The following is a 21,353-nucleotide window of genomic DNA, read 5'->3' on the forward strand; positions in this document are numbered from 1 at the left end:
ATCAATACAAAAACGCCTTAGCTGGTAAGTTTGTTATCAGCTAAGGCGTTTTTTATTGACGGCTTCTTATAGAATAATCTTCAGTAAAATTGGAATATAGACTAGGTAAACCAATACGGAATAACCTAGACTAGAGGCTCCGAACTCTTCATCCGCATTGTAATTACGCGCTAAGATAGCGATGGAGTTTTGTACTGGCATGGAGGATTGGATCATAAAAACAGCCAGCATCAATGGCGGTACGGGGAAAACAAAGCCTAAAAGCCAGACGATCACAGGTGAGAAGATGAAACGACCTAACAAGACACCGAAAATATCCTTGTTCATCTTCAAGTTTTTCAAGCCGCTGAAATAGATGATGATTCCGATGACAAACATCGATAAAGGCGTGGTTAAGTCGGCAAGATACCCACCGAAACTTGCGATAAATTGCGGCACATCAAACGTTGTCAGCACCCAAAGCAACCCAATGATAAAGCCAAGTAGGGCGGGTGTAAAAATCTTCTTTAGTAAGACTAAGGGATGTAAAGTGATGCGAGCTTTCTCAATATCCGGATTGTCTTGCGCAATTTCATAAATCCCCAACGTCCAAAAAAAGGTGGTATTGACGATGTAGTACAACAAGGCATAGGGAATCGCCTTTTCCCCGAAAATCGCCAAGTTAATCGGCAGGCCGATAAAAATGGTGTTGGAGTAGGTAAACATCGCAGTAAACGTTCCTTGGCGACTGGGGGTAACTTTGGCTAGTTTGCGGTAGAGCAAGCTGATGATAAAAGTGGCAGTCATGGAGATCACTGGAATAATCATCCCAGAAAATAAGGTTAAAAACTCATCTCGAGAAAAATTGGCTGTCATATTTAAAAACATATTGAAGGGTAAGGCAATATTTAAGACTAGTTTAGAGAAGACGTCTGCCGTTCGATTGGAAAACCATTGTTTGTAAGAAAGAAAGTAGCCTAAAAACATTAGAGCAAAAATCGCAAAAATTTTAACGTAAGCTTGTAGCATGGCATTCACCTGACCTTTTGATAAATCGCAGTTGGCTCTAAGAAAAACGCGTGACGAAAGCATTCCGTCACGCGTATAGACTAGTTATTTGTGGTTACGTTGTTGTTTTCCGGCGTTCCGGCCTTTATTTTGGTTGTTGCCTTGATTTAGTTTTTTTGCTTGAGGCTGGTTGGCCTGAGTCGTCGATTTTGCTTCCACTTCTTTTTTAGGAGGCGTAACGACAACTTTTGGTGGGTTCTTTTTCATTTCTGCTTGAATTTGCGCTTTGATCCGAGGTTTCATGATGACGTTGGTGATGTAGGTTTGTAGACAAGCGATAAAACCACCGACTACCCAGTACAATGTTACCCCCGCCGGAGCCCCAATCGAGAACATGATAATCATCAATGGCGAGACGATGGACATCATCCGCATTTGCTTCTTCTGTTCTTCAGGAATTCCCACCATGCTGACAACACTTTGCAAGGCGTAGAAGACACCTGCTAAGACGACAAAGATAATCGCAGGTTTTGTTAGGTCAATCCCGTAGAAACTAGCATTTTGCAAGTTTTCAGAGTAGCGAGCTGTGGTATATAATGCTGAGAAGACCGGCATTTGAATCAATAGTGGTAAACAGCCCATGCCGCCTAACATGCTGACGCCATTTTCTTTGTAGACCGCACTCATTTCTTGTTGAGCAGCCAGTTGCTCTTGTTGAGTAGTAGCAGCTTTAAGTTTGGCTTGTACAGCGTCCAACTGTGGTTTGATGTACTGCATTTTTTCCGATTGAATCATAGTTTGACGAGATTGGTGAATCCCCAGGGGCAAGATGATAAAGCGCACGATCAAGGTTACCAAAATGATGGCCCAGCCCCAGCGATTGTCGCCACCCACTAGGTTCGCAATCATTTTTAGCAAGGAATCTAATGGCGCAACTAAAACCTTATAAGTAAAGCTGCCAGTATCAGGAATGGCTTTCCCGCTAGCATCTTGGGTCATTTTGACACAGCCAGACAAAAAGAGGAGCATCAGCGTCAGGCCGGATCCTAATAACCAATTTTTCATTTTTTTCATGGATTTCTTCCTTTACGAGTGAATTTGCACAAGAATAATCATACTAAAAAAAGCCGTTGATTTCAACGGCTTCACGAAAAAGTCTCATCTGTTCCAGAGGTGGTCCAGGGTTCATCTGGGCTACTGGGGAGGGTAACTGACGTCAAAACTTTTTCGTTCTTTAATCCGGGGATCATCATGGATTGTCAGGCGAGCTACCTTGCCAGCGGGAGAAGGGGAGTTGCGGACAGCAGTGATGAAATCCTCCAACACCTTATCTTCAGCAACGGCTTCAATACCCACTGAGCCGTCCGCTTCGTTCCAGACGGCCCCAGTGACGCCTAGTTGGTCAGCTACCATCTTGGTGGTGTAGCGAAAGCCAACACCTTGGACGCGCCCTGAGACGTTCATATGGACTTTTCTCATGATTAGACACCTCGCTTTTTCCTTTAGCTAACTTTATGATAGCGTTTTTTTCTGTAGCAAACAAGTGAAGCCTCCGGAAATTGTGCTATAATGCAGGCAAAGAAATGGAGGATACCTATGAAAGAGATTCAGGCAAGCAAAAATCCGCTGATTAAAGAGTTACGAAAACTCCATCAAAAAAAACATCGGGAGGAACAGGGACGCTATTTACTGGAAGGGTTTCATCTGGTAGAAGAAGCAGCACGTTGGGGAGAAACCTTAGAGCTGATTCTAGTTACTCAGCGGGGTCTGCGGGAATGGGGGAGCTGGTTGGTTCGTCAAGGGGAAGAATCCTTGTATCAAGTATCCGATGAAGTCATGAGGAGTCTGTCTGATTTGCCTACGCCTCAAGGAATAATGGCGGTGGTCAGCAAAAAAACGCAGATAATCACAGATTTCAGTGGCCGGTGGTTGCTACTGGATCGGGTCCAAGATCCCGGTAATGTAGGGACGATGGTGCGGACTGCAGATGCTGCCGGGTTTGCCGGTGTGGCTTTGGGAACCGGTTGTGCGGATCCCTACAGTACCAAAGTCTTGCGGAGTATGCAGGGGAGTAATTTTCATTTACCCCTTGTGAATGTCCAGTTGGAACAGCTGATTCCCCAGCTACAACAACTGAGTATCCCCGTCTATGGTACCGAGTTGAATGTGGATGCCAAACCTTTTCAAGAGGTGGAGGTAACGGCGGACGTAGCGCTTTTGATGGGAAATGAAGGACAAGGCGTTGCGAAAGATTTGTTAAATATAACGGATTTTAATCTTTATATTCCTATTTATGGAAAAGCAGAATCCTTAAATGTTGGCGTTGCCGCAGGGATTTTGATGTATCATTTTGCAGGTAGTCTTTAAAGATGTCTTAAGCTTAACGCTGTCTTACACTCCTGTAAGCTGAAGGGTGCTATAATGAATCCAGTTTCATAAGAGTACATTTAACCTAAAGGGGACGGCGACTTGATGACCGAAAAATGGCAAAATGATCCAGAATATATGAGCTACATTCAAGACTTATTAGCGACTGAAGCGGTTCAAAAATTAGCAAACTACACCCAACATGTGAACTCCACTCGTTTGGAGCATTCTTTAAGCGTTTCATACAATAGTTATAAATTAGCTAAAAAATGGGGTGGCGATGCGAAAGCCACCGCACGAGCTGGTTTACTTCATGATTTGTTTTATTATGACTGGCGTACGACGAAATTTGATGAAGGAAGCCACGCGTATATGCATCCACGGATTGCTGTAAAAAACGCGGAGAAGATTACCGAGCTATCAGATTTGGAACGAGACATCATCTTAAAACATATGTGGGGAGCAACTATTGCGCCACCGAAATACAAGGAAAGTTACATTGTCACATTGGTGGACAAATACTGTGCCATCAAAGAAGCTTCCGAACCAATGTTAGCCAGCTTCCAAAACAAATGGCATCAGTGGTTTCCTAAAAAACAATCCATCTAGTAATTTCAAAAACCCTGCTCACATCAGCTGAGCAGGGTTTTTTCGCTAATCTAAGAACTCAATTTACCAAAAGGCGAATCAAAGTGACCGCCGTTGTCAAACCGACAATTCCTCCCACCACCAACAAGTGGCGGCGTTTGTTCATCATGACAATGGCCACAAATTCGCGTAAAAAAGCATTTGGCAGATAATAAAAGGCGGTTTTCGCTCCGATGCCATCAGCCGCAAGACCGGCTTGGTTAGCGAAGATACCGGCGCGGAAAATATGATAGTTATTGGAACTAAAAATCGCTTTGTAGCCGTTAGGAGAATGTTCTTCCATGATTCTTTTGGAAAAGCGCATATTTTCTAGCGTCGTGGTGGATTGGCCTTCCAATAAAATATCACTTTCTGGAATTCCTTGACTTAGCGCATAGTTCTTCATTGCTTGAGCTTCGGAAATTTTTTCATCAGGACCTTGCCCACCAGACATCAACAGCTTGGCCCGTTTGCCTTTCGCCTTTTGCTGTGCCTGATAAAAATGTATGCCCGTGTCAATTCTTCGTGCCAGTAATGGTGTGACTTTTTCACCATTCAGTAAGCCAGCGCCTAATACCATCACGTAATCTTGATCATATCGAGGATGGTTGAACTGGTACAGCAGCGAAATGGTCAAGAAGTTAAAGAAAACCAGAAAGAAATAACCCATAATTAAAGGCAAGCAACTCAAGAAGCCACTAAGCCACAGGGGAAGCTGTTGAGCGATAAAATGATCATAGACCAGATAGACCGTCAAAAAAATAGCTAACAACAAGGTTAACAAGTTTGCCAGGGAATGGGATTCTTTTTTCATCACTACGATGGCGTTCCAATAGAGAAAAATCAACAAGGCAGCAATTCCAAAAACCACAATGAGTAAAAAAGCGACTAAGACGACTGCCAATAAGCCCCCGACGATGATACTGGTGGTGGTAAAGATATTGTAGAGTAGATACACACCGAACACGATGATGAAGAGATTGAATAAGAAGCCATTGAGCAAACGTGCTTTGGTACGAAAATAAGATTGCAAAAAGAGCCCTAAAAAAAGTAGTGGAATCACAACAAAAAAAGAGCCTTTAGGAATTTCAATCGCTGCCAAATAGACAAATAGGCTAGCTAAAGACCAGATACAACAGAAAAAGAAAATATCCGGATCATCTGTTTTTCGCCGCCAAAAATAGACGGTCAGATTTCCCACAATAAAAACAATGGCATAGATAATTTCCGGAATAAAGTTTGACATACCAGTGCCCCCCTAACAAATTCAAAAAAAGTAGTACTAAAGAATTTCGTTTCGTTATTATTTCCTCCCTAGTATAGCAAATTTTAGCAGTTTTTCCTGAAAAATGAGTCAGACTACGAAAAGTTGTGGGATTAAGGTACAATGGAAGAAAGCATGAAACGCTTTGACGAAGCTCATACCGGAAAAGCTAGCTAGGGGCCTGAAGATGAGTGGCTAGCAGCAAAACAGGATGGGATGAGCAAAGTTGTTAGGAGGAGCTAAGATGAAGTTTGGTGAAGTTCAAAAGGTTCGTTTACCGGCCTTTACAGTAATCGGAAAATTAGGAGAAGGCTTGGCAACGGAGGGATCCTCTTGGGTACCGCCTTTGTGGGAAGCTGCCAATGCTCGTTTTGATGAGCTGGGAGAGGTACTGGAGCCGGATATGTTGACAGATCTCCAGCTATGGGGACTAATGAGTGATACCACCGCTTGGTTACGACCTTGGCAAGAAGTTGGCTATTATTTGGCAGGCTTGGCCGTACCTAGTGATACTCCAACACCGGTGGACTGGTACCGTTGGGATATGCCAGCGATGGAGTATTTAATCGTCAAGACCAACAGTCAAGAGCTAAACACCATGACAGAAAAAATGCTAACAGAGATTCTTCCTCAACAAGGTGAGGAACTGGTCGCAGCGATTCAAGAATATTACGAACCGGATTTTGAAGCCGGGGAAGTCGTCTTGTATTTTCCAACAAAAATAATTACAGCCAAAGAAGACTGAGACGCTTTAAAGTTTCAGTCTTCTTTTTTAGAGATTCGGGTCTGATAAATGTAAGCTAGTAAAAGATGTAATTTAGCCTCAGACCAATCTGTCTCCGCTAAATCGCACCGTTATCACTGAGGCGGTGGGGGTGATAACGCTAAAAAGATTACTAGACTTAAGATAAAGGTGATATCAGCGCAGATTGCAAAAAAACGGGTAGCAAGGCCACCCGGTTTTTTGCATCTGACTTTTAGAATAAGTTAGTAAAGAAGTTTTTGATATTTCGCCCTAAAATCACAAAGAAATTGGCTTTTGCCACACTTTTAGCTACGATGATTTCTGAGCTATGGCTGGTATCATCGACATAACCCAACGTATCTTCGGCTAAGGCCACAGTGGCAGTTCCTAATTTGGTTCCTTTGTTGACTGGTGCTTCTAGTTCTTTGTCTTTGGCTTCTTTATTCAATTGGGGGGTGAGGGTTAATTTGGTCTTATCCATATCTTTGCGAACCCACAAAGTTACCGCATCTTTTAAGACGACTTTGGTAGTTAACTCTTCCCCATCTTTGACTGCAATGGTCCTCATATCTGGCAATTGGCTATCAGCAGGTAAGACTTCTTCTTGTTTCCAATTGGCATAAGTATAATCCATTAATTTGCTGGTTTCCACAAAGCGAGCGCTAGGATCAGATTCATGGTTGGTAGCATTGAGGACGACGGTGATAATCCGTTGACCGTCTTTCACCATCGTTCCTACAAAACAGGCACCGGCTAAATCGGTGGTCCCAGTCTTCAAGCCATCGACGCCTTCTTTGTAGTTCAAAAAGCCAGGTAACATCCAGTTCCAGTTCACCATTTCTACTTGGGAAGTGGTCCCTTCACCAAAGACTTTTGTTGGTGTTTTGGAAGTTTCTAGGATTTCAGGAAAATCGGTAATTAGATGACGAGCCACGATGGCGACATCTTTGGCCGACATGAGGTTTTCATCTTTGCTAGAGGTGCCTGGATAAATATTGTCACCTAAGTAGCTATTGTTAAGCCCAGAAGCATTGACTAAAGTCGCATCGGTGATTCCCCAAGATTCGACTTTCGCCCGCATCAGATCAACAAACTCAGGCTCACTACCAGCAATTTTTTCGGCCAGCGCCACGATGGCGGCATTCCCAGAGGCGATGATACTGGCTTCAAAAAGCTCCTTAACCGTATAATCTTCGCCGGCATTTAACGCCACATTGGAAAGGTCAGGGGCGACACTCAAGGCAGCGACATCTTCGGAAATCGTTACGGGATCATCCCAATTCAGTTTGCCATCCTTGATTTGTTCCTCAACTAGGTAAAGACCGATTGTTTTGGTGATGGAAGCAATTCCCATCGGGGTATCCGCATCTTGATTGTAAAAGATTTTACCAGTTTCCGCATCAATAGCGATAGCTGCTTTGGCCGCCACTGAAAAATTACTTTCCGCCGCTTGAGCAGCAGATGAAAAACTTAGACCAGAAACAGCCAAAAGTAAGGCCATGATTGGCATTAAAAAACGACGAACACGATTTGTCATATTGAAGCTCCTATCTTTGTAAAAAGGTTTTTGTCATATTCAAAACCAAAGTTTAACAAAGATTTTAGTCAGTTTCAATCGTTGAAAGGTGAGTTTAATAAATTCTCACAGGAGGATTAAACTAACAGGGACAGCTAAAACAAATCGATGCCAGCAAAAAGCTGCGTATTAGCAATCAAAAAACTGATCAAACATGATAGGATCGTTGATTAGGGCATTGTTCTGAGGAACTTGTGAGAAAGCTTTGACAAAAGCTTTAATCATACAAGTCAGTTAATTTCTGGGCTGTCCAAATCAATCATAACGCAGCTAGTTGCAGACTTTTAAGGAGTAGAGGGATAGGTAGGTTTAAGCTCATCTTAGTTTATAAAAACCGGTGAATCTTACTTCCGGGGAATCCTTCAGGTAGTAGTGGGACTGACAACTCAATTTCTCGGGCGCTAAATTTCACCTTTTTCGTGATATCAAAATGACGGTATGATACTCTACTTAATTCCTGATACAACAGCTTTTTGGAGCCTAATTTTTTATAAGTTCTTTCTCTACAAAAAACTGCCCTATCAAATAGGGCAGTTTTGACTGAGTATTAGTATTGTTCTGGAAGGTTAGTTAGTGACGTCGCTCATAGTCGTCCTTGATACGAACGGGTACTTTTTCCATCTGGTTTTCGGCGGAAATATATTGAACGACTGCAAAAGCCGAAACTCCTAAAATGACTAACAACGACAGCAAAGAAAACAAGGTAATTAAAGTCATAAACATAGCAAAAACCTCCTTTTTCGGTTTGTATATGCATACTTTAAACAATAGTAGATGACGAATTTGATTACAATTTAATTATAACAGTTATTTCACTTTGGCAAAAACAATATGCCTTCATTCTGCAGTGACTGGTGTGAGAGGATAGCTGGTACCATCTGTTTCATCATAAAAGGTCAGCTTGTCACCTTTTTTCTCAAAAATAATGTGGTAGCCCATTTTGTCCAAAAAAACCAGTCGGTGGGGGGACAATTCCACGATGGCGACAGGTTCCGGTCGATCTTGAAAAAGTAATTGGTATTCCGGAGTGACGGAGACGACGACTTCTGGTTGGCGATTATTTTTTTGATAGCGCCAGGTACCGACATAGTCATGATAATAATTGGTAATAGGTTGTTTTTTGTGTCTGACCACTAGCGAACTCACCACACCAGTAATTACCGAAATGCCCAACAGGATTGGAAATCGTTTTTTCAACTAACCACCTCAGTTCTTTTTTGAAAGTATAACATAACAAAAATTCAAAGCCCTCGGTCTTAGGGTGGATTTTAACAAGTCTTTAGCTTTTTATGGTAGTATTTTGACAGGTGAATAAAATGAAATACGAAAATACGTTGACAGCCCGCTTTATTATAAGAGAAAATCGCTTTATCGCCCGCTGTCGTCTAGCTGACGGCAAAGAAGTCGTGGTGCATGTGAAAAATACCGGACGAGGCAAGGAACTATTATTACCAGAAGCCTTGGTAGTATTGCAATACTGCCCCAGTCCAACACGCAAGACGAGCTACGATTTATTAGCTGTGCAAAAAGGCCAGCAGTGGATCAATATTGATAGTCAGCTGCCGAATAAATTAGCTTTGGAAGGTTTACTCAATCAGCGAATTGACTTACCGGGAGTAAGCGGTGACTTGACTTTAATTAAGCCGGAAGTCACCTTTGAACACTCTAAGTTCGATCTGTATTTTGAAACAGCAAGCAATCAACGAGGCTTTATCGAAGTCAAGGGGATGACCCTAGAGAATCAAGAAATTGGCGCTTTTCCGGATGCACCGACGCTTCGGGGGCAAAAACATGTGCGGGAGTTGACGGATAGTCGTCAAGCCGGCTACCTTAGCTATGTCTTATTTGTCATCCAGTTTCAACAGGTACAACTGGCAACGATTCACACAGCAATGCAGCCAGCCCTACGAGAAGCGGTAGCCAGGGCTCAAGCTAATGGGGTAGAAGTGCTGGCTTACAACTGTCAAGTCAGCCCAGAGGAAGTGATTATTGATCAAAAAATTCCTTTTGAGCTGGATTACCCCTTTGTTGACCCTAATGAACCCCCAGCTAGTACCCGCTAAAAGGACATCCGCTTGCTAATTAGTTAAAAGAGAAGAGTATGTACGAGGAGGGAAAGGAACATGTTAAATTTAGGTGTAATTGGGACCAATTGGATCAGCCATCAGTTTGTTGCAGCTGCGATTGCCAGCAAAGAGTATCGTTTGACGGGAGTGTATTCCCGCAAAGAGGCCACTGCTCAAAAATTTGGGGAAAAGTATGAAGGAGACATTTGCTATTATACGGATATGACACAGTTTTTAGCGGATCCCGCGATTCAGGTATTGTATATTGCCTCCCCCAATAGTTTGCACTATGCACAAGCAAAAGCCGCGATTTTGGCTGGCAAACACGTCATCGTAGAAAAACCAGCTTTTTCGACGCCGACTGAAATGGCAGATATTATCGAATGTGCCAATCAAAAAGGGGTCTTTTATTTTGAAGCGGCACGGAATCTTCACGAAAAGGCTTTTCAAAAAATTGCCGACTTTTTACCGTTACCCGATCAGATTTTAGGGGCGAACTTTACGTACATGAAGTATTCCTCTCGTTATGACGCTGTTTTAGCCGGGGGGGAACCGAATATTTTCTCACCACATTTTTCAGGGGGCTCGGTGCAAGACTTAGGGGTTTATCCACTTTACGCGGCGCTGGGATGGTTTGGAATGCCACAATCCGTCCATTACTTTGCTCGTAAAATTGCAACAGGCGTCGATGGGATGGGGACGATTATTTTACGCTATGATTCTTTCGACGTTACCATCCAACAAGGAAAAATTGCTGATTCTTTTTTACCATCAGAAATTTACTTAACAGATGGCACTTTGCTATTAAGTGGTATCAACGCTTTCGATTCAGTCGTGTTTTATCAACGAAAAACCGGCGAAAAGCAAGTCATCCCCGTGACAGCCTTGTCAAATCCGATGATTGAAGAAGCGAGCGCCTTTGCCAACATCATGAAAAATCCTACCAATCCTCAGTTGGGCCTGCAATACGAGGAATGGGTGGAGCTTTCCCGCAATATCAATCAAGTCATCTATAAATTACGTCAACAAGCCGGTGTGGTGTTTGACGCCGATTTAAAAACATCAGAAAATGAGGTCGACCATGATTCAAACTAACCTGCCTGAAAGTTGGCAAAAACGCTGGCGCGAAACCTTTACGACAGCTACCGAGATTCAAGAAGCCGTCTATCTTCCTTTACAAGAAGGCAAAAATGTCGTGGGAATTTCTCCAACAGGAAGCGGTAAAACCATCGCTTACTTGTTGCCATTGCTGCAAAAAGTGGCTAAAGGAGCAGGGTCACAGCTATTAATCGTAACTTCATCGCAAGAATTGGCTATGCAAGTAGCCGCGGTGGCGCGTACTTGGGGAGGGGATTTAGGCCTTCAGACAGCCACGGTTATCGGTGGTGCCAATCAAAAACGGCAGCAGGAAAAGCTGAAAACCCATCCAGAAATTATCGTTGGCACCCCTGGACGCCTGGTGGAATTAATGGATAATCGCAAGTTGAAAGCTCATCAAATTCGTTTTACAGTACTAGATGAAGCCGATCAATTATTAGGATTGGCTGCTAAACCTTTGTTGTTGCGCTTAGTCAAACATCTGCCCCGTACTGGTCAATTAAGCTTTTTCTCGGCTACCGCTGACGCTGCATTGGCAGAGATTGAAACATTGACAGAGCATCAATTAGAAGTGGTGGATGTGACAGCGACTGATACTAGCAAGGGGGAGGTCAAACATTGTTACCTAGTTTGGCCACAGCGTAAGAAAATCGATGCCCTCCGTCGTGTCTTAAATCAAAAAAATCAACGCTGTTTGATCTTCTTCAATGAACTAGCGGATTTAGGTGCAGCAGAAGAAAAATTATTGTTTCATGGCTTACCAGTAGCCTCCTTGGCATCCGATCAAGGCAAGCTTTTGCGAAAACATTCCTTGACGGCTTTTCGGGAAGGAAAAGTTAGCGGTCTTTTGACTACAGATGTCGCCGCTCGTGGGTTGGATATTGAAGGATTAGATTTGGTGGTGAACGAAAGTATCCCTGTAGATGCCGCTAGTTATCTCCACCGTTCGGGTCGCGTGGGACGGATGGGTCGCAAGGGCTTGGTGGTCACCGTGATTGCCGAGCATCAACAAAAGGCATTACAAAAACTGGTAAAACATACGGGTATCCAGTTGCAAGAAATTTATTTGTACGAAGGTCGCTTTCAAATAGAGGCACCGGTCAAAGAAAAAGCCACACCTACTGAAACTCACCATGAAGCGAAACCTTCGCAACCTAAACAAGCCGGTATTACCAAAAGACAAACTACGCCTGAACTGAAAGAGAAAGCTTTACACACTGAAGGGCCAACGACTAAGCCTCGACGATCGAAAAATCGTATCAAAAAACAAAAAGATAAAGGAAAAAGACGCAAATAAGCGTCTTTTCAGACTGTAGACAAAGTCGGTATCTGGCTTAAGTCTACAGTCTTTTTTTGATATAATGAAACTAACAAATCTAGTGATATCAAGGGGTGTTGGCTATGATGACAAGACGTACCATAGACTCTAGAAATTGCTTCGAAATTGTTTCAATTGAAGATTTGGTTCCTAAAGATCATCTTGTAAGAAAGGTAGACAAGGCACTTAACTTTGACTTTATCTATCCTCTTGTCGAATCAATGTACTCTAGCCAAGGTAGGCCGAGCATTGATCCTGTCATTCTTTTCAAGATGGTCTTTATTCAATATCTATTCGGTATCCGCTCGATGCGCCAAACAATCAAAGAAATCGAAGCTAACATGGCCTATCGCTGGTTTCTTGGGCTAGAGATTTCCGAAAAAGTGCCACATTTTTCCACTTTCGGAAAAAATTATATTCGACGTTTTAAAGATACAGATGTGTTCTATCAAATCTTTTTCCATATTCTCAATGAAGCACACGATAAGGGTTTCATCGATGATGAAGTTATTTTTATTGACTCCACACACATCAAAGCAAACGCAAATAAACACAGCGGCGAACGAGTACTAGTTGAACAGGAAGTAAAGTTTTATCAGACAAAACTAGAGGAAGAAATCAACGAGGTACGTGTGGCAGCCGGAAAAAAGCCTTTTGACTTCTCCGAAGAGCGGGAACCTTCTTTGAAAAATATTAGTACGACAGATTCTGAAAGTGGCTATTTTGTTAAAGGAGAAAAAGAGCGTCAGTTTGCTTATTCTGCACATACAGCATGCGATAAAAATGGGTTTATTTTGGGAATGCAAGTTACTCCAGGGAATATACATGATAGCCAAATTCTTCCATCGCTAGTTGACGGGTTAAAAAGTCTTCCATTTTATCATCCTTATGGAATAGCCGCAGATGCCGGGTATAAGACACCGGCTATTGCGAAGTATTTAGATGAGGAAGGGCTACGCCCCATTCTTCCTTATACGCGACCGAGAGGAAAAAAAGGATCATTTCGAAAACCAGACTTTGTTTATGATGAGTACTACGATCAATACCTGTGCCCCGCAGGTGAGACTTTGCGAGCGGGAACGCTAAACAGAGAAGGCTACAGGAACTATCTATCAGATAAGAAAAAATGTGCGAATTGTCCCATGCTAGAAAAATGTACCGAAAGTCAAGGACATCAAAAAATTATCCAAAGGCACTTATGGCAACCGTACCTTGATAAAGCAGAAGAACTCCGTTATACAAAATACAACAAAATGCAGTATTCCAAACGAAAAGAGACAGTAGAACGAATCTTCGCAGATGGGAAAGAAAAGCATGGATTACGTTGGACAAAGCTTCGCGGGTTGATAAAAAATCAACATTACGTGATGCTTGTTTTTGCGATGATGAATTTGAAAAAGATAGCCACCTGGATATGGTAGGTAGGGAGAAATGACATAGACGGACATATCCATTAATCTGTTTAAAATAGTAAATACATAGTTTCATTAAAAAATACCGTTTCTAGTAGTGATAATGGCTACTAGAAACGGTATTTGTCTACGGTCTGAAAAGACGCAAATAAGCGTCTTTTTTTTACGATTATCAGGAAATACTCATTTGTGTAAACGTTATCAAAACTTAAAATAGCGCTACTGTGTAAAAAAATGGTAGTTGTCTTTCTATGGCAGACAAGGTATGATAAAATTACTGTGTAATAATGAAATTTCCATGAAGGAGACCAGCATGAATTCAAGGAAAGAAGAAATTCTCCATACATTGGAGATGCGTAAACAAGGAATGACGGCGGTGCAATTAGCGGAATTGTTGACGATTGACCGTAGCAATGTTAGCCGTTATCTCAATGAGCTCGCCAAAGAAAAGCGCGTGCGTAAAATTAACGGCCGGCCGGTGATCTATGAACCTCTGACGGAAGAAGAAGTTCACGTAGATACCTCTTCTGCTGTCTCTTTTGATTCCTTAGTGGGAGTGGAAGGTTCTCTCAAAGTTGCCGTCCAACAGGCGAAAGCTGCCATTTTATATCCACCACGAGGCCTACATACCATCGTTTTTGGGGAAACGGGGACAGGGAAATCCCTGTTTGCGGAATGTATGTATCAGTTTGCTTTAGACTCCCATATGATCGCGCCAGATGCCCCCTTCGTTTCCTTTAACTGTGCGGATTATGCCCAAAATCCGCAATTGTTATTCGGTCATATCTTTGGGATTAAAAAAGGTGCTTATACGGGGGCCGAAGCTGACAATCCGGGATTGATTGCCAAGGCCGATGGCGGGATTTTGTTTCTTGATGAAATCCACCGCCTGCCACCAGAAGGGCAAGAGATGCTCTTTACCTTCATTGATAAAGGCGTTTACCGACCTTTAGGTGAAAGTGTCGAGACATATGAAGCTTCCGTACAAATCATTGGAGCCACCACGGAATCTTCAGATAATTTTTTGACCACCTTTAATCGCCGGATTCCCGTGTCCATCACCATGCCTAGCTTGTCAGAACGTTCGTTAGATGAGCGCTATGAAATTATCACTTTATTTATCAAGCAAGAAGCCAACCGCTTGATTCAACGGATTGAAGTGGAAAAAGCCGCGATTTTGTCTTTTATGCTCTATGATGCGGAAGGAAATATTGGACAGGTTAAGCGGGATTTGAAATTGGTGTGTGCAAAAGCCTTTCTTCATTATCGAACTCACAAACAGCAGAGTTTGCTAATCAGAAAAGAAGACTGCTCTTTACAAGTCCAAAAAGGTCTTTTAAAAGTCAAAGAAGTCTCCGATCGACTGGATCAGTTTTTAGAAGGTAAAGGTGAATATTTAAGCTTTGAACCAGGGGAGGCCGAAGTCGTTTGGTCCCATGATCCAGAGCGCAATATGCAAGTCTACAATGCCATTGAAGCCAAAGTTTCTGATTTAGCCGAAACAGGAGTGACCACCATCGACTTGGAAAAGTTGATCATGAAAGACGTGGACGCTTATTTTGAAACGTATGTGGAACAATTAGCCGAACATTCGATTCACAAAGATTTACTACCACCAGATTTATGGCGTCTTACCAACAAACTCTATGATACAGCGGAAAAACGCTTGGATCGGAAATTCAATGAAAAAGCGCGTTTTGCGTTTGCCTTGCACTTACAAAGCACTATTGAGCGTCTCCACGAAGGGCATCCTATCGTTCATCCAGATCTCAACAACGTCCGTAAGCATTTGAAAAAAGAATTTCAAGTGGCACTAGATCTTTCTTCTATTATAGAAGAAGAATGCCAAGTCGAAATTCCCTTTGATGAAATTGGCTTTATCAGTATGTTTCTTTCGATTCAAGTTTGTGATACTGGCAAGCCCATGACAGAAGGCGTTTCGGTAGTGGTATTGATGCATGGCAAGGCCACTGCCACTAGCATGTTGGAGGCAGCCCAGGAACTGTTAGGTACTAAAAGTGGGCATGGGATGAATATGCGCTTAGATATGGAAGTCCAAGAGATGTACCGCCAGCTATTAGAGCACGTCTTAGCCAATAAAGACAAACTGAAAAATGGCCTCTTATTATTGACGGATATGGGTTCTTTAAATTCGTTTGCGGATCTGATTTTTAAAGAAACCGGTATTCGGACAAAGGCCATTTCCATGACTAGCACGATGATTGTTGTTGAAGCCTTGCGCATGGCGGATATCGGTCGCAGCTTGGAAGATATTTACCAAAATATTATGCAATCCTTCCGTTCCATCATTCGAGACAATAGCCATGTACCGGTTTCTGAGAATAAGCTGAAAAAAGCGGTTGTGGTGACTTGTTTCACAGGTGAAGGGGTTGCAAATAAGCTTTATCAGCGAATTGAACCCATTGTCGATCAACAAGCTGTTGAAATTATCCAGATGCAATTTATTGAGCGGCAGGTTTTTATCCAGCATATTGATTCATTGATGGAAGAATACGAAATCAAAGCCATCTGCGGGACCGTGGAAATTGAGTATCAGAACATTCCCTTCTTTTCCGCCTACGAAGTCTTTGACAATGAACGATTAAAAGTCTTGCAACGGGTGATTTCAGATGAAGTACCGATGAAAAAAATTATCGCCTCATTAGAAAACACCTTAACGGAAGTTCCGGACGTTTCGGGATTATTGATCAAATTACAACGAGCATTGCGCACGATTCAGGAGCAAATGCACGCAGTGGTGGAACCTAGTGTGGAAGCCGGCATTTTGGTCCATATCGCCTTTTTGGTAGATGGTATCCTGAAAGGGGAAGCCACCCGGACGTTCCAAGAGCTACCAGCTTTTGTCAAAAAATATCGTCTTGAAAATGATTTAGTCACCACGAATTTGATGCCTTTGGAAAAAGATTATCAAATGCAGTTACCAGAAGATGAAATTGCCTTTTTGACGCAGATGCTTTTGGAAAATAAATTGCAATCACCTTTTAAATTTACACAGAACATTAGTGTGTAAGTGAAAAAGCAGTAGTGTGTGTTCGAACGATCTAGAGCAAAACCTTGATTTTACAAGGTTTTGCTCTTTTTTTAAGAAAAAGTAAAGTTGGCATGCTTCTTGCATTATAGTTAAGTGTAAAATAAATGAGAAAGAGGTGAGGCGAATGGCAAAGAAAACAATTATGTTGGTTTGTTCTGCCGGGATGAGTACCAGTTTGTTGGTAACAAAGATGCAAAAAGCTGCTGAAGCAAAAGGAATGGAAGCGGATATTTTTGCAGTATCAGCATCTGATGCGGATAACAGCTTGGAAGAAAAAGATGTCAATGTATTGCTTTTAGGCCCACAAGTCCGCTTTATGAAAGCTCAGTTTGAGCAAAAGCTGGCGCCTAAAGGAATTCCATTGGATGTCATCAACATGGCTGATTATGGCATGATGAACGGCGAAAAAGTTTTGGAACAAGCTGAAAAATTGATGGGGGAATAACCAACTCATCAGCACAAATCGTTGGCTAGCTAAAAACCGTCAGCGAGAATTATTTAAGGAGGAAGTCACGTGGAAGATCAACCAAATTTGGAAGCCATCATGGGTCTCATCATGTATGGGGGTAACGCAAAAAGTGATGCTATGGAGGCTATCCAAGCAGCTAAACAAGGAGATTTCGAGTTGGCCGATCAAAAAATTGCCGATGCTGAAAAATCTTTGACCGAAGCGCACCATGCCCAAACAGGGATGTTGACGCAAGAAGCACAAGGGGACCATGTCCAAGTGACCTTATTGACTGTTCATAGTCAAGACCATTTGATGACGGCTATTGCCTTTACTGATTTGGCAAAAGAAATCATCGCCTTGTACCGTCGCATCGACGCTGAGTAAACCTCAGCTTTGGTGCCATAGCAAAAATGTGTGCGCTTTACCGGAGGACACGCTTGTTGGTTCGCGTGTGTTCCTAAAAATTGATATGAAGGAATTCTTTCATATAAAATGGTTTTTCATAATTAGGAGGGAAAAAAATGAACGGATTAACAGCCTGGATGGAGAAACACATCCTCCCGGTAGCTGCGAAAATCGGTGCACAAAAACACTTAGTTGCACTGCGTGACGCATTTATCGGAACAATGCCAGCAACAATGGCCGGTGCGGTCGCCGTAATGATCAACGCTATTATTCGAGATTTGCCAACTCAGTTTATCGATGGGTATGACGGAAATACAATTCCTGTCATTCGTGAAATCATTGGGGTCAATGGCTATGTATGGAACGGTACTTTAGCCGTTGCTGGTATCATCTTCGCCTTTTCTTGGGGCTTCAACTTGGCTCGTGCCTACAAGGTCAATGACTTGGCCGGTGGTATCGTAGCGATTGCCGCTTTCTTACAAGGCGTACAATTCTCTGTTGGCGCAACTGTGAATGTTCCTAAAGGGACTTTGACACAAGATGCTTTAGATGCTTTAGCAACTGGTAGCAATGATGTTGGTTCTGTCATCGGTTCATCGACTGTGACTGATGCAGTAACTGGTAAAGTTTCTGAATTTGACACCATCACCAACAATGCTTGGGGTTGGTTGAAACTGGATCACTTGAATGCCAATGGTTACTTCACCATCATGATCATGGGTGCGATTGCAGTTATTATCTATGCAAAATTGATGCAAAAGAACATCACCATCAAATTGCCAGATTCAGTTCCTCCAGCAGTATCCAACGCCTTCGCGGCAATCTTGCCAGCAGCGATTGGGTTGTATGTAGTTGCGATTATCAACTTTGTCGTTGGTAAAGTAACAAATGGTCAATTGTTAATTGACTTGATCCAAGAATATATTGCTAAACCATTCTTGGGTGTTTCCCAAGGTTTCGGTATCTTGGTTATCGTTCAGTTGATGATTCAAGTATTGTGGTTCTTCGGTATCCATGGTACCAACGTAATGTCTCCAGTATTGGAAAGTGTTTGGGGTGTTGCCCAACTTAAAAACGTCAACATCTTCCAAAAAGGTTACAACGGTAAAACTGGTGTCGATGCAGTCTTGGATGCAGTAAAAGACGGCGAAGCTTACAACTGGGTACGTGGTTCCTTTGACGTATATACCATGTTTGGCGGTTCCGGTGGTACGATCGTCTTGTTGATTGCCATCTTCTTGTTCTCAAAACGTGCCGACTACTTGACTGTTGCAAAACTATCAGTAGGACCTGGTATCTTCAATATCAATGAACCAGTAATGTTTGGTATGCCTATTGTATTGAATGCGATCTTCTTCATCCCATTCATCGTGGCACCAATCGTTACAACATTGATCGGTTATGTAGCAACTGTCTCTGGTTTTGTCGCTCCAGTATCACAACAAGTTGTATGGGTAGTGCCACCAATCTTGATGTCCTTCCTTGCAACTATGGACTGGAAAGCACCAATCGTAACCTTAATCTGTATGGTTGTTGCCTTCTTCATCTGGTTGCCATTCGTCTTGGCAGCAAACAAAATGGATCCTTCATTAGGTGAAGAAAACTAAGAGGATGACAAACTAAAGAAACTACCACCGCTTCTAAAGAGGTGGCGGTGGTTTCTTTTTCTTTTAAGTGCAAAAGTTCGTTTCATAGAGTCAATGGTGTATAATTGTACATAGGGTCGATGATTGTAATGGTCGTCGCCAAACTATGATTTTCAACTTTAGGAGGAACAGATTATGATTTCAATCGCAAGTGCTATGCAACAAACAGAAATTCAAAACTTATTAAATGAGTATAATGGTGGCGACTTCACTTACACGTTTAAAGAAAAACAAGGCATCAAGATGATTTTTGAAGTGACCGGTGATCCGACAGAAGCTGCAGCAGCGGCTAAAAAATTGATCAAAGCACAACCTTGGGGCTCTGTGTTGTACTTCCAAGCAGCTGCTATCTAATTTGTTTTTTGATAGCGTACCAAATAGAAATGAGGAAAAATCACTATGGATAAATATGGATTGGCTTTCATCGCGATTGGTTTACTGGTGATGGTCTCCAGTATGAATCCCAACAATGCCAATTGGAATTGGAATTGGATCTCGGTGGCAATCACATTGTTCATCGTTGGTGGGGTACTCTTTCGCAAAGGAATTAAAAACAACAAGTTAAAAGGAGGCAACGACAAAGATGATCATCGAGAAAGAACTTAAGATGCCCGCTAAGGCGTTTTACGATAAGATTATCGACTCAGTTATTTTTGATATTCGGACCGTTACCGGTGAAGACATCAAACGTAGCCGCCTAAAAAACTACGAATACGTCAAACAGTTTTCTAAACTTAACCGGGCGAAAATTTTGATTCAGGAAGTCGAGGAAAATAAGATTTACCAATTTAAAACCTCGACGACCAAAAATGATTTTGTCGTACGTTATGAAATTGAGGACCTAGGTGGCGACCGCTGCAAAGTCCATTACGAAGAAACGATGAAATCCTTTGGGTTTATGCAACAGATGAACGATATGGTAATGGGGATCGTCATCGGTTTCTTTAAGAAGCGAAACTTTAAAAAAATGATGACTATGATCGAAAAATCCTATTCATAAGAGTAGCCGGTAGCTTTTGACTCATCCTTGATGGTCCAAAGCCATGCCGGCTCTTGTTTTGAACAAACTTAAATGAGGTGACAGACTTGTCTGATGTAAAAGAAATGACTTTAGCTGATGTGGATCAGATGATGGCACTGGTGCACTACGCTTTTCAATGGGAGTTGTCCGAAAAGAATCGCCAACGTTTTCAGATGTTAGCGGAAAACTCCTGGAATTTTGGTTCCTTTGATGACAAAGGCCAACTGGCTAGTCAAGTGATGGCCACCCCTTTTTCTGTGGATTTGTTCGGAGATACCCATCTGATGGTAGGCGTTGGTTTTGTAGCCAGCTATCCGGAATACCGCAGTCAGGGACGAATTGACCAAATTATGACACAACTTTTGGCGACAGCTCGCGAGCGGGGAGCTAATTTATCCTATTTAGCCCCTTTTTCTTATCCTTTTTATCGCCGCTATGGTTATGAGTTGATTTTTGAACGGGCGGTCTATGATGTACCAGCAAACCAGTGGCCAGATTCGGCAAAAGTACCAGGGACGTTGCGGCGCCTTGATTGGCAAGAGGCCAAACCCATCATCTCAGAACTATTTCCAAAAGCTCAACGCCATCATCAAGGTGGGGTGCAACGGGACAGCTGGTGGCTAGACTTTAAGTTTCCACTGCGTAAGGATTATCAGTATGCAATCTATTACGATGCAAATGGAAATCCTCAAGGTTATTTGGTCTATCTTTTACAACCAGGCTTGATGACCATTGCTGAATGGACTTGGTTAAGTGGTGAGGCCTTTCGGGGATTAAATCGATTTGTAGCCTCCCATAGTGGCTCTGTCGCCCGAATTTTTTATGAGATGGGATATGATGGGGAAAATCTCCAATTTTTGACCCAGGTTCCCTTACAGGATTTTCGGGTGGTTCCAGAAATGATGGCCCGAGTAGTGGACGTAGCAAGTTTTCTAAAAGATACGAAAAAAGTGGCTAACTTACCAGAAAGTTTGGCACTGGAAATCGTTGAAGATCGCTATGCTCCATGGAATAACGGTCTTTTTGAACTTCAAAAGGGCGAGCAGGGCGTAACAATTGCTAAAGTTGCTACGACTCAGCTTCCTAAAGTGAGTTTGACTATCCAACGCTTCAGCCAATTATTTATGGGATACTTAACCCCAGAAACGCTGGCTTTTCACGATTTAATCGAGGTAGATAAAAAAACTTTAAAAAGTTTGAAGGCCATTCTGCCAGACCAAAAACCAATTTTGGAAGATTATTTTTAAAAATGAAAAACCGCTAGTCAGAAAATCCTGATTAGCGGTTTTTTCAACAAATCAAAAAACTTCCACCTGCA

At 42.4% G+C, this 21,353-nt stretch carries 22 protein-coding genes; 15 read left to right on the forward strand and 7 right to left on the reverse strand.

The features are described 5' to 3' along the window. Positions 1 to 66: 66 nt before the first annotated feature. From ACO03U_RS02085 to ACO03U_RS02095, 3 genes are all read right to left on the reverse strand, one after another. Entirely contained in the window at positions 67 to 1,008 is a 942-nt protein-coding gene (locus ACO03U_RS02085) for an AEC family transporter (protein ID WP_204685111.1), read from the reverse strand. An 84-nt stretch (positions 1,009 to 1,092) separates the two neighbouring features. Then, positions 1,093 to 2,061: a membrane protein insertase YidC gene (yidC, locus tag ACO03U_RS02090; RefSeq protein ID WP_204685112.1), complete on the reverse strand. Its 969-nt coding sequence runs from the start codon at positions 2,059 to 2,061 to the stop codon at positions 1,093 to 1,095. Positions 2,062 to 2,181: 120 nt separating this feature from the next. After that, positions 2,182 to 2,466: an acylphosphatase gene (locus ACO03U_RS02095; protein ID WP_161868421.1), complete on the reverse strand. Its 285-nt coding sequence runs from the start codon at positions 2,464 to 2,466 to the stop codon at positions 2,182 to 2,184. A 117-nt stretch (positions 2,467 to 2,583) separates the two neighbouring features. Here ACO03U_RS02095 and ACO03U_RS02100 point away from each other — a divergent pair, with 117 nt between their 5' ends. After that, a complete protein-coding gene (locus tag ACO03U_RS02100) occupies positions 2,584 to 3,354 on the forward strand; it encodes a TrmH family RNA methyltransferase (RefSeq protein WP_204685114.1) in 771 nt (256 codons plus the stop codon). 105 nt (positions 3,355 to 3,459) lie between these two features. After that, positions 3,460 to 3,963: an HD domain-containing protein gene (locus tag ACO03U_RS02105; RefSeq protein ID WP_161868423.1), complete on the forward strand. Its 504-nt coding sequence runs from the start codon at positions 3,460 to 3,462 to the stop codon at positions 3,961 to 3,963. 58 nt (positions 3,964 to 4,021) lie between these two features. Here ACO03U_RS02105 and ACO03U_RS02110 read toward each other — a convergent pair whose 3' ends face one another. After that, positions 4,022 to 5,227 carry a YdcF family protein gene (locus tag ACO03U_RS02110; RefSeq protein ID WP_204685122.1) on the reverse strand — a complete coding sequence of 402 codons (1,206 nt, stop codon included), beginning with the start codon at positions 5,225 to 5,227 and terminating at the stop codon, positions 4,022 to 4,024. 262 nt (positions 5,228 to 5,489) lie between these two features. On the opposite strand from ACO03U_RS02110, the gene ACO03U_RS02115 reads away from it, so the two are divergent. Further along, positions 5,490 to 5,990 (forward strand): GyrI-like domain-containing protein, encoded by a 501-nt coding sequence (locus ACO03U_RS02115; RefSeq protein ID WP_204685124.1) that lies wholly within the window; start codon positions 5,490 to 5,492, stop codon positions 5,988 to 5,990. 232 nt (positions 5,991 to 6,222) lie between these two features. On the opposite strand, the gene ACO03U_RS02120 is transcribed toward ACO03U_RS02115, so the two are convergent. The 3 genes from ACO03U_RS02120 to ACO03U_RS02130 all read right to left on the reverse strand — a co-directional run bounded on the left by ACO03U_RS02120 (position 6,223) and on the right by ACO03U_RS02130 (position 8,763). Next, complete coding sequence (locus tag ACO03U_RS02120; protein WP_161868426.1) at positions 6,223 to 7,527, reverse strand: serine hydrolase; 1,305 nt, start codon at positions 7,525 to 7,527, stop codon at positions 6,223 to 6,225. 609 nt (positions 7,528 to 8,136) lie between these two features. Beyond that, on the reverse strand, positions 8,137 to 8,289 hold the full coding sequence (locus tag ACO03U_RS02125) for a hypothetical protein (RefSeq protein WP_204685126.1): 153 nt from the start codon (positions 8,287 to 8,289) through the stop codon (positions 8,137 to 8,139). A gap of 114 nt (positions 8,290 to 8,403) precedes the next feature. After that, entirely contained in the window at positions 8,404 to 8,763 is a 360-nt protein-coding gene (locus ACO03U_RS02130) for a DUF4828 domain-containing protein (RefSeq protein ID WP_161868427.1), read from the reverse strand. Between the two features lie 119 nt (positions 8,764 to 8,882). Here ACO03U_RS02130 and sfsA point away from each other — a divergent pair, with 119 nt between their 5' ends. The 12 genes from sfsA to ACO03U_RS02190 all read left to right on the forward strand — a co-directional run bounded on the left by sfsA (position 8,883) and on the right by ACO03U_RS02190 (position 21,282). Next, entirely contained in the window at positions 8,883 to 9,629 is a 747-nt protein-coding gene (sfsA, locus tag ACO03U_RS02135; RefSeq protein ID WP_204685128.1) for a DNA/RNA nuclease SfsA, read from the forward strand. A gap of 60 nt (positions 9,630 to 9,689) precedes the next feature. Continuing rightward, entirely contained in the window at positions 9,690 to 10,727 is a 1,038-nt protein-coding gene (locus ACO03U_RS02140) for a Gfo/Idh/MocA family protein (RefSeq protein WP_204685130.1), read from the forward strand. Then, a complete protein-coding gene (locus tag ACO03U_RS02145; protein WP_204685132.1) occupies positions 10,714 to 12,027 on the forward strand; it encodes a DEAD/DEAH box helicase in 1,314 nt (437 codons plus the stop codon). Before ACO03U_RS02140 ends, ACO03U_RS02145 begins: the two co-directional genes overlap by 14 nt. A 104-nt stretch (positions 12,028 to 12,131) precedes the next feature. Further along, positions 12,132 to 13,469, forward strand: coding sequence for an IS1182 family transposase (locus tag ACO03U_RS02150; RefSeq protein WP_161869260.1), 1,338 nt, complete (start codon positions 12,132 to 12,134; stop codon positions 13,467 to 13,469). A gap of 304 nt (positions 13,470 to 13,773) precedes the next feature. Then, a complete protein-coding gene (locus ACO03U_RS02155) occupies positions 13,774 to 16,491 on the forward strand; it encodes a sigma-54-dependent transcriptional regulator (RefSeq protein ID WP_204685134.1) in 2,718 nt (905 codons plus the stop codon). Positions 16,492 to 16,636: 145 nt separating this feature from the next. Beyond that, positions 16,637 to 16,957: a PTS sugar transporter subunit IIB gene (locus tag ACO03U_RS02160; protein WP_161868432.1), complete on the forward strand. Its 321-nt coding sequence runs from the start codon at positions 16,637 to 16,639 to the stop codon at positions 16,955 to 16,957. A 69-nt stretch (positions 16,958 to 17,026) separates the two neighbouring features. Next, positions 17,027 to 17,347, forward strand: coding sequence for a PTS lactose/cellobiose transporter subunit IIA (locus ACO03U_RS02165; protein ID WP_161868433.1), 321 nt, complete (start codon positions 17,027 to 17,029; stop codon positions 17,345 to 17,347). A gap of 137 nt (positions 17,348 to 17,484) precedes the next feature. Beyond that, positions 17,485 to 18,975, forward strand: a complete 1,491-nt coding sequence (locus ACO03U_RS02170; protein WP_204685136.1) for a PTS sugar transporter subunit IIC — start codon at positions 17,485 to 17,487, stop codon at positions 18,973 to 18,975. Between the two features lie 174 nt (positions 18,976 to 19,149). Beyond that, positions 19,150 to 19,368, forward strand: a complete 219-nt coding sequence (locus tag ACO03U_RS02175) for a hypothetical protein (protein ID WP_161868435.1) — start codon at positions 19,150 to 19,152, stop codon at positions 19,366 to 19,368. A gap of 45 nt (positions 19,369 to 19,413) precedes the next feature. After that, positions 19,414 to 19,620: a DUF3188 domain-containing protein gene (locus ACO03U_RS02180; RefSeq protein WP_161868436.1), complete on the forward strand. Its 207-nt coding sequence runs from the start codon at positions 19,414 to 19,416 to the stop codon at positions 19,618 to 19,620. Continuing rightward, positions 19,598 to 20,014, forward strand: coding sequence for a DUF3284 domain-containing protein (locus tag ACO03U_RS02185; RefSeq protein ID WP_161868437.1), 417 nt, complete (start codon positions 19,598 to 19,600; stop codon positions 20,012 to 20,014). Before ACO03U_RS02180 ends, ACO03U_RS02185 begins: the two co-directional genes overlap by 23 nt. A 77-nt stretch (positions 20,015 to 20,091) precedes the next feature. Beyond that, positions 20,092 to 21,282, forward strand: a complete 1,191-nt coding sequence (locus ACO03U_RS02190) for a GNAT family N-acetyltransferase (RefSeq protein WP_423104385.1) — start codon at positions 20,092 to 20,094, stop codon at positions 21,280 to 21,282. Positions 21,283 to 21,353: the final 71 nt, after the last annotated feature.

This window comes from Enterococcus diestrammenae, assembly GCF_049384045.1.
Taxonomy (GTDB): Bacteria; Bacillota; Bacilli; order Lactobacillales; family Enterococcaceae; genus Enterococcus_C; species Enterococcus_C diestrammenae.